This is a genomic window from Pseudomonas sp. WOUb67 (assembly GCF_050058005.1).
Taxonomy (GTDB): Bacteria; Pseudomonadota; Gammaproteobacteria; order Pseudomonadales; family Pseudomonadaceae; genus Aquipseudomonas; species Aquipseudomonas putida_R.
In genome coordinates this window covers 3,159,332-3,171,582 of the sequence record NZ_CP170112.1, presented here as the reverse complement: position 1 = coordinate 3,171,582, position 12,251 = coordinate 3,159,332, and the positions used below count along the sequence as shown (strand labels likewise).

Sequence of the window (12,251 nt, the reverse complement as noted above, 5' to 3'; positions counted from 1 at the left end):
TGCCCATCTTCCTGGCTTGCAGAGTACCCACCATGTCCGCAGCCCCCCGCGAACCCCGCAAGGACGGCGCCGTCACCCGTACGCGCATCCTCGAAGCCGCCGGCGAACTGTTCGCCGCGCTCGGCTACGCCGAAACCAGCAACAAGGCCGTCGCAGCCAAGGCCGAGGTCGATCTGGCCTCGATCAATTACCACTTTGGCAGCCGCAACGGCCTGTACCTGGCCGTGCTCGACGAGGCCCGCCAGCGTTTCCTCGACCTCAGCGACTTGCAGCGCATCACCCAAGGCACCCAAACACCAGCCGAGAAGCTGCGCGTGCTGGTGGAACTGGTGGTGCACAAGGCCACCCAGGACCGGGACAACTGGCACTTGCGGGTACTGGCCGCAGAAATCCTCGCCCCCAGCCCTCACGGCCAGGCACATCTGCAGGCCGCCGCGCCAATGCGCCTGTCACTGCTCAAGGGGCTGTTGAGCGAGGTCAGCACCCTCCCCGTCGACGACCCGGCCCTGACCCGCTGCATCCTGTGCGTCACGGCGCCCTGGGCAATGTTGCTGATCGGCCCGCGTGGCGGCTCCGGGGCGCTGCACGAGATTCTGCAGATGCCCAGCGAGGCCGTTGCAGCGCAGCTTTACCGCTTTGCCCTGGCAGGCCTGCAGGACGCTGGCCAGCAGCATGCCCAGGCCCACGCCAAACCCCGTTGAGGTAAGCCCCGTGCAACCTGTACCCACTGATACCTCCCCAACCGCAACGGACGCGCAAACCTCCATCCCGCTGCTGTTGGCAGCGCTGATGCTGGTGATGTTCCTGGCCGCCCTCGACCAGACCATCGTCTCGACCGCGCTGCCGACCATCGTCAGCGACCTCGGTGGGTTGCGCTGGCTGTCGTGGGTGGTGACCGCCTACCTGCTGGCCTCCACGGTGGTGGTGCCGCTGTATGGCAAATTCGGCGACCAGTTCGGCCGCAAGCGCGTGCTGCAGGTGGCCATCGTGCTGTTCCTGCTGGGCTCGGCCTTGTGTGGCGCAGCACAGGACATGGCCCAGCTGATCGCCTTCCGTACCCTGCAAGGGCTGGGTGGCGGCGGCCTGATGGTGGTGGCGATGGCCGCCATCGGCGATGTCATCCCGCCTGCCGAACGTGGCCGCTATCAGGGCCTGTTCGGGGGGGTGTTCGGCCTGGCCACGGTGGTGGGGCCGCTGATCGGCGGTTTTCTGGTCGAGCAGCTGTCGTGGCACTGGATCTTCTACATCAACCTGCCCCTGGGCCTGCTGGCGCTGCTGGTGATCGGCAGCGTGTTCCGCCCGCATGTGGCGCTGGTACGGCATACGGTGGACTACATCGGCGCATTCTTCCTTACCGTGGCCTTGGCTGCCCTGGTGCTCATCACCAGCCTCGGCGGCAGCCTGCTGGCGTGGCAGTCGCTGGACATGCTGTGCCTGTCCCTGTTCGCCCTGATCGGCCTGGTCGGTTTCGTCCTGGAACAACGCCGCGCCGCCGAGCCGATCATGCCGCTGCACCTGTTCCGTCACCGTACCTTCGTGCTTGCCGGGCTGATCGGTTTCATCGTCGGGGTGTCGCTGTTCGGTGCCGTCACCTTCCTGCCGCTGTACATGCAGGTGGTGAAGAACGCCACGCCCACCAGCGCCGGGCTGCAGATGCTACCCCTGATGGGTGGCCTGCTGGTGGTGTCGGCGATTACCGGGCGGCTGATCAGCCGCTGGGGGCGTTACCGGGTGTTCCCGATTGTCGGCACCCTGCTGCAAGTGATTGCCCTGGGCCTGCTCAGCCGGCTGGAGCTGGACACGCCCATGGCGCTGATGAACCTGTACATGGGCTTGCTGGGTGCCGGCCTGGGTATGGTCATGCAGGTGCTGATCCTGGCCGTGCAGAACAGCGTCGAATTGCGCCACATGGGCGTGGCGACCTCCGGGGCGACCTTGTTCCGCTCGATTGGCGGCGCCATTGGTGTATCGCTGTTTGGCGCCCTGTTCTCGCATGCCTTGCTGGGCGGGCTGGGCAGTGACTTTGCCGCCAGTGCAGGTGGCGCCGCGAGCCTTTCGCCGGCCGCCGTGCATGCCCTGCCCGCAGCCCTGCAGCACAGTTACCTGCAGGCGTTTTCCGGGGCAATGCATGGTGTGTTCCTGCTGGCCGGGGTGATCACCAGCGTGGCTTTCGCATTGTCCTGGCTGCTGCGCGAAGTGCCGCTGCGCAAGGCCACGCAGGCGTGAGCACAGGTCGGCAAGCCTTCAGGCAGAGGGCGAGCAGCTGCCCCGAGCGGCACTGCCCCGCACTGCCTCGGCCAGTTTGCGCAGGTTGGCCTGGTGCGCATTCACCAGGCTGGTGATGCTGTTGTCAGCCGCAGTCTGCACCGAGGTGCGGCAGGTCAGCTCGGCCTGCCCCACCAGCTTCAGGCGCCACACGGCTTCCAGCGAGGCATAGCGCCCCGGCACCGTATCGAAGCGCTGTACGTCCACCCGCACTGCCGCCTTGGCGCCAGCCGACGGCCCTCCCAGTTGGTCCTGCAAGGCGCTGCGAAACTCATCCACCAGGTTGGCCCCCCACCATTCCGTCTCCAGAATGGCCAGGCCACTCTGCCCTTGGCGCACCACCAGTTGCGGGCGGTCCACCTGGGGCGGCACGACCACCCGGGTCACCCGGATGTGCTGCCCGCTGTCACGCATCGGCTCGTTCGGCACCAGCGTGTGGTAGTTGTTCGGCGTACTGCTGCAGGCCCCGAGCCACACCAGCAGGCTGGCCACACACGCATTGCGCAGTCGTTGCATCGGCTGTCTCCTCAGGGTTCAAGCTCTGCGGCCCCGGCTGCTTTCGGCCGCCCGCGAATCAGCGACTCGGGGTGCCGGCCCAGGTAGTCGGCAAGGTCACGCAGCGAACGCGACATGCGCTCCAGTTCGTCCAGTGTTTCGCCCATCCGCTCGCGCTGCGGCGAGTCCTCGGAAATGGCCGCATTGGCCGTGCGCAGGGTCTTGTGCACTTCATCCAGCGCCACCTTCACATCCGGCAGCGTCTGGCCATTGAACTGCTTGAGGCTGGCGCGCAGCTCCCGCAGGCTGCCGTCCAGGTTGCTGGCGATGCTTTCCAGCGGCAGCTTGGCAATGCGCTCGACCACCCGTTGCAGTTGCTCCTGCAACTGTTCCAGGCTGCCCGGCAAGGTGGGGATGGTGATGGGGTTGGCGGCCATGTCGAAGGCCACCTTGGGGGCATCCGGGTAGAAGTCCAGGGAGATGAACATCTGCCCGGTGATCAGGTTGCCGCTGCGCGCCTGGGCCCGCAGCCCGTGCTCGACGAAGGTGCCGATCAGCTGCCGCGCCCCATCCATGTCGCCCTCGGTGTGCTTGAACACTGCCAGCATCTTGCGGTGCACCGGCCCCAGCCGCTGCGGGTAGATCACCGCATCGACCACCACCGGGAAGGTCTGCCGCTCGGCATCGTAGTCAAGCTTGATCGAGGTGACCCGGCCAAACTCCACGCCCTTGAACTCCACCGGCGCCCCCACTGACAGGCCACGCATGGCCTGGTCAAAGCGCAGCTGCAGGTATTGCGCCTGGCCATTGGGCGGGGCCAACGCAGAGTCTCGGTCGGCAAACAGCTGGAAGCGGGCCTGATCGGCGGCCGGCTCTGCTTGCGGGGCAAAATCGGGCGAGCCGAAGGCCAGCCCGCCCACCAGGATCGATGACAGCGATTCGGTATCGACCTTCAGGCCGTTGGCGCCAATCTGCATGTCGACGCCACTGGCATTCCAGAAGCGGCTGTCAGCGGTGACGAAACTGTCGTAGGGGGCCCGCACGAACACGCCAATCTCCACCCCCTTGCCATCGTCCTGCAGGGCAAAGGACACCACCTCCCCCACCGGGATCTTGCGGTAGTAGATCGCCGAGCCGACATCCAGCGAGCCCAGGTCGCTGGCGGTGAGGAAAAAGCGCTTGCCCTTTTCGTCGAAGGTAATGGGTGGCGGCAGTTCCAGGCCGACAAAGGACTTTTCCGGTGTTTTCGATTCGCCGGAATCGGCCCCGATGAAACTGCCCGACAGCAAGGTATCCACCCCGGAAATCCCGCCCACCCCAATACGCGGGCGCACCACCCAGAAGCGCGCGCCCTGGGTGGCGAACGCGCGGGCATCGTCGGACAACTGCACCTTGGCCACCACGCTTTTCTTGTCCTCGGCCAGGTCCACCGTCGTGACTTCGCCAATCACCACGCTGCGGTACTTGACCTGGGTCTTGCCCGCCACCAGCCCCTCCCCCGAGTGGAAGGAAATGGCAATGACCGGGCCCTGCTGCATCCAGTTGCGCACCACCAAGGACGCGCCGATCAGGATTGCCAAAATCGGCACGATCCACACCAGCGACACACTCCAGCGCCGGGTGCGCACCTCAACCTGCCCCGCGCCTTCGCGCTCGTCAGTCTGCTCCCCCATCAGTGCGGCCTCCCTTCGTTGGCATGGCTATCCCAGATCAGGCGTGGATCGAAGCTCATCGCAGAAAACATGGTCAGCACCACCACCATGCCAAAGAACAGGATGCCCACCCGCGGCTCGATGGTGCCCAGCCCGCGCAACTGCACCAGCGCCGCCACCAGCGCCACCACCATCACATCGAGCATCGACCAGTAGCCGATCAGCTCGACGAAGCGGTACAGCTGCGAGCGCTGCCGGCAGGCCCAGGTGGAACGTTGCTGGACGGTGAACAGCAGCAGGCCGAGCGAGAAGAATTTGATGGCCGGCACCCCAACGCTGGCAATGAAGATGATCAGCGCGATGTCCCAGGCGCCGGCCTCCCAGAACTCCAGCACACCACCGCCAATGGTGCTTTCGCTGCCACTGCCAAGCATTTCGGTGTGCATCACCGGCAGCAGGTTGGCCGGGATGTAGAACACCAGCGCCGCCAGCAGAAACGCCCAGCCGCGGGCGATGGCATTGGCCTTGCGTCGGTGGATGGCTGCGCCGCAGCGGGTGCACCTGTGTGCGCCGCTGCCAAGGTCACAGGCCTGGCCGCAGCCATGGCACAGGCACAGGCCCAGTTCGTCGGCGTTGGCCGGGTAATTCATACCTGTACCCACAGGTCGCGTACGTCCTTGCCGGCAATGTGGATGATCAGCATGCTCAGTGCGGCCAGGGCCAGCAGGCCGATGCCGGGGATTACATCGAGCAGCCCGGCCAGCTTGATCACTGCCACCATCGCGCCCAGCAGGCACACCTCCAGCATGCTCCACGGCCTCAGGCTCTCCAGGCCGCGCATGCACAGGGCAAAACCGGGGGCTCGCTGGCCGGCCAGGGCAAAGCTCAGCACCCAGCACAACAGGGCAATCTGCAGCAGCGGCGCAAAGATGATCGACAACGCCATGACCAGGGCGATGAAGGTGATGCTGCCGTGGCTGAGGATTTGCACCGCGTCCCACAACGTCGCCGAATGGGTGAGCCCCTGCATGCCGATGGTCATCACCGGGTAGGCGTTGGCGAACACCAGCAGGATGCCGCCGGTCACACTCAGGGCCAGCCGCTGCTCAATGGTCAGTGACGTGTGCCGGTACAGCACACCGCCACAGCGCTGGCAAAGGGCGCGCTGGTGCTTGAGCAAAGGTGCACGCTGGTACACCGTGTCGCAGTACTCACAGATGATCAGATCTTGGGGCTGGGTCATGGCGTGTCCACGGGTAGCCCGACGTGAGGGTCACATGCAATGGCGAACTCTGATATCCGGTGTAGACCATGCGGGCAAATCCGCAATCCCCAACCGATGACGGACTATCCTGTGAAACGGGCTTTCTGCCCGGTGGAGGTGTGCCATGCCTACGTTCACGTGGAGTTACCTGCTGGTGCTGCTGTGTGCCGCATCGGCAGCCCAGGCGCAGTCGGTCGTGCCGCTCAAGGGCCAGAGCAGCCAGCAGATGCAACTGGACATCAACGATTGCAACACCGTCGCTACCAATGCTGCGAACAGCACCGCGACGTCCAGCGAAGCCCATGTCGGGGGCCGGGTGCGTGGGGCGGCAGCAGGCGCCGCAGCCGGTGCCGTTGGCGCGCAAGTGCGCGGCAACCAGCACGAGGAGCTGTACGACCGGGCCAGTGACGATGCCAAGCAACAATACCGGCAGAACCGTGCCGGCGAAACGGCCGCCGCCGGTGCGGCGGTCGGCGGCATGCGCCAGCGTCAGGACCGGCGACAGGATCGGCGCAGCCAGGACCAGGCTAAAACCCAGGCGCATGCCAGTGCCTACAGCGGTTGCCTGCAAGGGCGCGGTTATCAGGTAAACCCTTGATCAGCGGGCACGCCATGCGCCTGGATTGCGCAGCATGGCGTGCCAGCCTCAGAACTTGGCCAGCTCTTCTCGACAGAACTCGACGAACAGCTGTGCAGGTTTGGTCAGCTGCACCCGCTTCAACCACGCTGCCGCCAGCCCCGATAGCGCCACTGGCTCGGCTATATCCAGCAGGGCCAGGCGCTGGCCGTCGTAGGTGTATTCCGAATGCGGTCGGGTCACCAGCAGCGAAAAACCGAAGCCCTGCCCGACCATGCCCCGCACCATCTCGATGGACGGCGAGCTGAAGACGATGTTCGGCGTCAGGCCCATCTCGTTGAACAGGCTGACGAAGTAGGTGCGGCTGGGGGCCACGTCCAGCAGGATCATCGGCTCTGGGCACAGGTCGCGCAGCGATACCTGGGCCTGGCCGGCAAAGCGGTGGTTCTCCGGCAGCAGCACGTAAGGTTTTTGCGGTGGCATCAGCGGCTCGGCTTCAATGGTGCCGTCCAGGTCATGATCGTAGAGAAACGCCAGGTCGAACGTTCCGGCGGTCAGCCCCTGGATCAGTTCCTGCTGCTCGCCGTCGCGCAGGCGGATATCCACGCCCGGGTAACGCTGGCGAAAGGCGGCGATCAGACGCGGCAGATACAGCGGTGCCACGGTTTCGAAACAGCCGATGTCGATCTGCCCGGCGACGGTGTCGTTGTCAGCCAGGGCGTTCTGCTCGAACTCGTGGGCCATCTGCAGCAGCGATCGGGTCTTGGCGTAGAAGCGCTTGCCGCTGGGCGTCAGCGACACGCCCTGGGCGTGATGGCGAATGAACAGCTGCACGCCGAAGCTTTCTTCCAGGCTTTTGATGGCCGTGGAAATGGACGGCTGGGCGATGTACAGCTGGCGCGAGGCCTCGGCCACGCTGCCGGCCTCCACGGTGGTGACGAAGTACTTCAGTTGTCGCAAGGTATAGGCAGCCACGGGCACCTCTTTGACGCCGGTCTGGGCGCGCTGGGATCATGCCTGACACTTTAACCCCGGCCGCTGGCGGATGGGGGCCGGGCGATGAAGGATTTACCTATGGCTTGAGCAGTTTTTTTATAGAGCAATGGCCCGAGCCCCGGAACAGCTGCTGGCCAAATACTCCCAAACGTCTTTACTGATACCCAACGGCCCCAGCAATACGGAGTGCGCCTATGAAGATCGTGGTCACCAGCATTCTTGTCGACGACCAGGCCAAGGCCCTGGCCTTCTACCACTACGTACTCGGTTTCGAGCCAAGGCACGACATTCCCATGGGCCGGCACCGCTGGCTGACGCTAACCTCCCCCAACGACCCCAACGGCGTCGAGCTGTTGCTGGAGCCCGACGCGCACCCGGCGTCCAAGGTGTACAAGGCCGCGCTCAAGCAGGATGGCATCCCCGCCACCTCGTTTGGCGTGCGCGATATCCAGGCCGAATACACCCGGCTGTGTGCAGCGGGCGTGCAGTTCACCCAGCCGCCCACCGACATGGGCCCCGTTACCGTTGCCGTGTTCGATGACACCTGTGGCAACCTGATCCAGATCGCCCAGAAACACTGACAGCCCCACGCGCACCCATAAGGAAAACAGATGCGCCACGAATTCAGCGAAGTGCTCAACGACCTGGTCGATTACTTTCTGCTTGGCGATATCCAGCTGCTCGAGCGTTTCAAGCATGAGCATGAGCTACCGGACGACCTGGCCCACGCCTTCACCCACGGCGACAGCGGTGACAGGGCGGTGCGCGAAGGCATCGTGCTGCCGCTGGCCGGGGTCGACAACCTGCCCTACCGCATCCTGTTTACCCTCGATGGCCATACCCCGGCCCTGCGCGAAGCCGGCAGCCGCCTGAAGCACCGGCGCAATGGCTATGTGCTGCGGGTCGAGCACGGGGCGCTGATGCTGTACACCTGGCGCATTCTGCAGCACTTCACGCCCAAGACCCTGGGTGACCTGATTGCCCGCTACCAAGTGCCGGGGCGGCCGATCATCGAGCTGGACAATGGCTGGTATGACGTGGAGGTACTGGCGGGGGCGCTGGTGCGCGACGGGCTGTACGAGCCGGCGTTCGAGTTTGTGTTGAAGAAGCGCTGGAGCCGGGGTGAGGCAACGGAGGTGGATACCGGGTATGCCTTTGGGCTGCGTGGCTACTTCGACTGATTGATGGCCTGTGCCGGCCTCTTCGCGGGCTTGCCCGCTCCCACAGGTCCAACACAAGCCGTGAAGTCTGTGTTGTATCTGTGGGAGCGGGCAAGCCCGCGAAGAGGCCAGCACAGCTGCACCATCAGTCTCAGTTGATATCCCGGTCCTTGGTCTCCGGCAGGAAGAAGATCCCCAGCACCGCCGTCATTGCCGCGATCACGATCGGGTACCACAGGCCGTAGTAGATATCCCCGGTCGCCGCCACCATGGCAAACGCCACCGTCGGCAGGAAGCCGCCGAACCAGCCATTACCGATGTGATAAGGCAGCGACATCGAGGTGTAACGGATACGCGCCGGGAACAGCTCCACCAGCCAGGCGGCAATCGGGCCGTAGACCATGGTCACGTAGATCACCAGGATGGTCAGCAACAACAGCACCATCGGGTAGTGGATCTTCGCCGGGTCAGCCTTTTCCGGATAACCGGCTTCTTTCAGCGCTCCACTCAAGGTGGCGGTAAACGCCTCGCTCTGCACCTTGAAGTCCGCTGCGGCCATGCTGCTGCCTTCAAAGCTCGGCAGTACCCGCTCACCGATACGAATCTGCGCCACGCTGCCAGGCTCGGCCGCCTGGTTGGTGTAGGGTATGGCGCGCTTGGCCAGCAGGCTCTTGGCAATGTCGCAGGAGCTGGTGAATTTGGCCTTGCCCACCGGGTCGAACTGGAATGCGCACTGGCCAGGGTCGGCCACCACCACGACCGGGTTCTGCTCCTGGGCGACGAACACGTCCGGGTTGCCGTACTCGGTTAGCGCCTTGAAGATCGGGAAATAGGTCAGCGCAGCGATGATGCAACCCGCCATGATGATCTTCTTGCGGCCAATACGGTCGGACAAGCTGCCGAAGAAGATGAAGAACGGCGTGCCGATCAGCAACGAGCCGGCAATCAGCAGGTTGGCCGTCTGCGGTTCGATCTTGAGCATCTGCAGCAGGAAGAACAGCGCATAGAACTGCCCGGTGTACCACACCACCGCCTGCCCGGCTGTGCCGCCCAGCAGCGACATGATCACCACCTTGAGGTTGTCCCAGCGGGCGAACGACTCGGTCAGCGGCGCCTTGGAAGCTTTGCCTTCGGCCTTCATCTTCATGAACACCGGCGACTCGTTGAGCTGCATGCGGATGTACACCGAGATCGCCAGCAGCAGGATCGACAGCAGGAACGGCACCCGCCAGCCCCACGCCTCGAACACCTCGGTGCCCATAACCGTGCGGCAGGTCATGATCACCAGCAGCGACAGGAACAGCCCCAAGGTGGCGGTGGTCTGGATCCAGGCAGTGAAGAAGCCGCGTCGGCCTTTGGGTGCATGCTCGGCCACATAGGTGGCCGCGCCACCGTACTCGCCACCCAAGGCCAGGCCCTGCAGCAACCGCAAGGTGATCAGGATGACCGGCGCGGCCACGCCGATCGCGCTGTAGCTCGGTAGCAGGCCCACCAGTGCCGTGGACAGGCCCATAATCACAATCGTGATGAGGAAGGTGTGCTTGCGCCCGATCATGTCGCCCAGGCGGCCGAACACGATAGCCCCGAACGGCCTCACCGCGAAGCCAGCGGCAAAGGCCAGCAAGGCAAAGATGAACGAGGTGGTTTCATTCACACCGGCAAAGAAGTGCTTGGCGATGATCGCGGCGAGGGAGCCGTACAGGTAGAAGTCATACCATTCGAACACCGTGCCCAGGGACGAAGCGAAGATGACCTTGCGCTCCTCCTTGGTGATACCGCGTTGGGGCGCGCTACTGCCCGTGGATGCGCTGTCGATAACCGCCATGGGTTGCCTCCGTCATGTCGTCATACAGGCCGGAGCACCTCACAACCACTTCACCGTCGCACCCAGGCCCTGGGGCTTGCTTTGGTTGCGCGAAGCACGACGAGGCGGGCCGCCTCGGATCGCAGCAAGGTAAATGAAGCATAATCGGGTTTGCCGGGATATCCACCCGCCTGGCCATGAACAAGAGGGCGGCATGAACGGCACGGCAATACCGGGCTGGCAAGGCGACATCTGGTTGGCTGACGATCACTGCCTGCTGCAGTCGACGCTAGGCAGGACCGACAGCCATGTGCACTACGCGCATCAGGTACTTGTCGGCCTGGGTGCGGATGTCGAGGTACGCGTGGGTGAACAGATCTGCAGCGGCCCGCAGGTGCTGATCGCGTCGCGCCAACCCCATGCCATCCTCAGCCATGGCGTGCCTTGCCTTACCCTGTTCGCCGAACCGCTGGCGTTCGACCTGGCAGACCTTGCCCTGGCCTGCGTGCAAGCCGGCAACAGCGCAGAGCAACTGGCAGCGAGCCTTGGGCGCTGGCCGCGCCGCCCGCTCAACCCGCGCCTGGAGAAAGCGCTCGAGCGGATCCGCGCACTCGACGAGCAGGCCTTGCCCGCCCAGGCACTGGCCAGCACGGCAGCGCTGTCGATCAGCCAACTGGAACGCCTGTTCAGCGGTTCACTGAAACTCTCAGTACGGCGGCTGGTGCTGTGGCAGCGCTTGCGCGTGGCCCTGCAGCGGGCGCTGGGCGGCGCCAGCCTCACCGAGGCGGCACTGGCGGCGGGGTTTGCCGACTCGGCGCATTTCACCCGCAGTGTGCGCCATCAGTTCGGCCTCAGCCCCGGTGCCGCTTTGCGTCACTTGCGTCTACGCACGCTTGGCTAACGCCTGGCGCAGTCCCGCCGGCAACACCGCAGGAGGATGAGCATCTCCCCTCGCCCACGGCTCACGCAATTGCGCCAGGTATGCCTGGGGATAGTCCGGCCGGTCACCAATCCCCATGTCGTCGTCCGCCAGCGCATAGTCAGGCAGGTACAGTTGCGTGCCAAGCAGGCGGTCCCAGAGCGGAAAGAACAGGGCAAAGTTGACGTCACCGTTATTGCCGTACTTCAGGTGATGCAGGCGATGCACCGGCGCCCAGGCAAACACATGGCGCAAGCCGCCAATACGCATGTCGACGTTGCTGTGCTGTAGCAACAGCTGGATAGACACACTGAACGCCAGCAGCGCTGCCACATCGACGGGTAAGCCGAGCAGCAGCAACGGCAAGGTGCCGCCCACAGTTTCGAGCAACTGGTGTGCGGGGTGTTTCATCAGGCCATTGAAGCCGTACAGACGGGTGACACTGTGGTGTACCGCATGCAGCCGCCACAGCAGCGGGCTACAGTGGCTGGCGTAGTGCACCAGGGTGATGCCCAGATCGGCCAACGCAATGGCCAGCAGCAACTGCAAGGCCAACGGCCAGTGATCAGGCCAGAGACCTGTTGCCGGGAGCCAGTGGGCAAGCAACGGGATGGCCGCCACACTGGAGAGGGTCAGGCATTCGTTGACCAGTGCATGGCAAAGGTCGCGGCGGCCATCGCCTTGAGCCTGGTTCCAGGCGGGCTTGTAGGGGATGAGCCGTTCGCAGGTGAATGACAGCAGCACCGCACTGGCCAGCAGGGGCAGCAGCCACAACGGGTGGGCAGCCAATGACAGTGCTGCGGCAATGAAACCGAAGAAGAACAGGGGGGCGTAGAGGGTGCGCATGGGTGGCTCCAGGTAGTCAGGAGCCACCAGTGTTGGCGCAAGGGCCACGTTGGCGCTTGAACGAACGGCGCATGTATACGCGGTTTTTTGTGGAGGCTTCATATACGTCAAGGCAAACACAATCACTGTAGGAGCAGCCTTGTGCTGCGAAGATGCCATCGCAGGCGAAGACAATCTTTAGCCTTGCGGGCCTCTTCGCAGCACAAGGCTGCTCCTACAGGGTGATGCGCTAGCCTGAGTGATGGTGCAAGACAGTTGCTCCCACAACACCCC

Annotated in this window: 13 protein-coding genes; 6 read left to right on the top strand and 7 right to left on the bottom strand. The window is 64.4% G+C overall.

Annotated elements, in window-relative coordinates; all coding sequences use genetic code 11:
* The first annotated feature begins 32 nt into the window (after nt 1-32).
* Both ABOC32_RS14295 and ABOC32_RS14290 read left to right on the top strand, forming a co-directional pair.
* On the top strand, nt 33-701 hold the full coding sequence (locus ABOC32_RS14295) for a TetR/AcrR family transcriptional regulator (RefSeq protein ID WP_426811490.1): 669 nt from the start codon (nt 33-35) through the stop codon (nt 699-701).
* Nucleotides 702-711: 10 nt separating this feature from the next.
* Nucleotides 712-2,226: an MDR family MFS transporter gene (locus tag ABOC32_RS14290; RefSeq protein ID WP_426811489.1), complete on the top strand. Its 1,515-nt coding sequence runs from the start codon at nt 712-714 to the stop codon at nt 2,224-2,226.
* 18 nt (nt 2,227-2,244) lie between these two features.
* Here the strand turns inward: ABOC32_RS14290 and ABOC32_RS14285 are convergent, their stop codons facing one another.
* The 4 genes from ABOC32_RS14285 to ABOC32_RS14270 are packed head-to-tail and all read right to left on the bottom strand — an operon-like array spanning nt 2,245 to nt 5,655.
* Nucleotides 2,245-2,781 carry a PqiC family protein gene (locus tag ABOC32_RS14285; protein WP_426811488.1) on the bottom strand — a complete coding sequence of 179 codons (537 nt, stop codon included), beginning with the start codon at nt 2,779-2,781 and terminating at the stop codon, nt 2,245-2,247.
* Nucleotides 2,782-2,792: 11 nt separating this feature from the next.
* Nucleotides 2,793-4,433 carry an intermembrane transport protein PqiB gene (locus ABOC32_RS14280; protein WP_426811487.1) on the bottom strand — a complete coding sequence of 547 codons (1,641 nt, stop codon included), beginning with the start codon at nt 4,431-4,433 and terminating at the stop codon, nt 2,793-2,795.
* Nucleotides 4,433-5,062, bottom strand: a complete 630-nt coding sequence (locus tag ABOC32_RS14275; protein WP_426811486.1) for a paraquat-inducible protein A — start codon at nt 5,060-5,062, stop codon at nt 4,433-4,435. The genes ABOC32_RS14280 and ABOC32_RS14275 overlap by 1 nt, the downstream gene beginning before the upstream one ends.
* Nucleotides 5,059-5,655 carry a paraquat-inducible protein A gene (locus tag ABOC32_RS14270; protein WP_426811485.1) on the bottom strand — a complete coding sequence of 199 codons (597 nt, stop codon included), beginning with the start codon at nt 5,653-5,655 and terminating at the stop codon, nt 5,059-5,061. Before ABOC32_RS14270 ends, ABOC32_RS14275 begins: the two co-directional genes overlap by 4 nt.
* A gap of 145 nt (nt 5,656-5,800) precedes the next feature.
* On the opposite strand from ABOC32_RS14270, the gene ABOC32_RS14265 reads away from it, so the two are divergent.
* Nucleotides 5,801-6,274, top strand: coding sequence for a hypothetical protein (locus tag ABOC32_RS14265; protein WP_426811484.1), 474 nt, complete (start codon nt 5,801-5,803; stop codon nt 6,272-6,274).
* 48 nt (nt 6,275-6,322) lie between these two features.
* Here the strand turns inward: ABOC32_RS14265 and ABOC32_RS14260 are convergent, their stop codons facing one another.
* Nucleotides 6,323-7,228, bottom strand: coding sequence for a LysR family transcriptional regulator (locus ABOC32_RS14260; RefSeq protein WP_016500346.1), 906 nt, complete (start codon nt 7,226-7,228; stop codon nt 6,323-6,325).
* A 215-nt stretch (nt 7,229-7,443) separates the two neighbouring features.
* Here ABOC32_RS14260 and ABOC32_RS14255 point away from each other — a divergent pair, with 215 nt between their 5' ends.
* Nucleotides 7,444-7,830 (top strand): VOC family protein, encoded by a 387-nt coding sequence (locus ABOC32_RS14255; RefSeq protein ID WP_426811483.1) that lies wholly within the window; start codon nt 7,444-7,446, stop codon nt 7,828-7,830.
* 30 nt (nt 7,831-7,860) lie between these two features.
* On the top strand, nt 7,861-8,430 hold the full coding sequence (locus ABOC32_RS14250) for a hypothetical protein (protein ID WP_426811482.1): 570 nt from the start codon (nt 7,861-7,863) through the stop codon (nt 8,428-8,430).
* Between the two features lie 130 nt (nt 8,431-8,560).
* Here the strand turns inward: ABOC32_RS14250 and ABOC32_RS14245 are convergent, their stop codons facing one another.
* Nucleotides 8,561-10,234, bottom strand: coding sequence for an MFS transporter (locus ABOC32_RS14245; protein ID WP_426811481.1), 1,674 nt, complete (start codon nt 10,232-10,234; stop codon nt 8,561-8,563).
* A 193-nt stretch (nt 10,235-10,427) separates the two neighbouring features.
* Here ABOC32_RS14245 and ABOC32_RS14240 point away from each other — a divergent pair, with 193 nt between their 5' ends.
* Nucleotides 10,428-11,114 carry a helix-turn-helix domain-containing protein gene (locus ABOC32_RS14240; RefSeq protein WP_426811602.1) on the top strand — a complete coding sequence of 229 codons (687 nt, stop codon included), beginning with the start codon at nt 10,428-10,430 and terminating at the stop codon, nt 11,112-11,114.
* On the opposite strand, the gene ABOC32_RS14235 is transcribed toward ABOC32_RS14240, so the two are convergent.
* Entirely contained in the window at nt 11,097-11,978 is an 882-nt protein-coding gene (locus ABOC32_RS14235; RefSeq protein WP_426811480.1) for a sterol desaturase family protein, read from the bottom strand. The genes ABOC32_RS14240 and ABOC32_RS14235 overlap by 18 nt on opposite strands.
* Between the last annotated feature and the right edge of the window lie 273 nt (nt 11,979-12,251).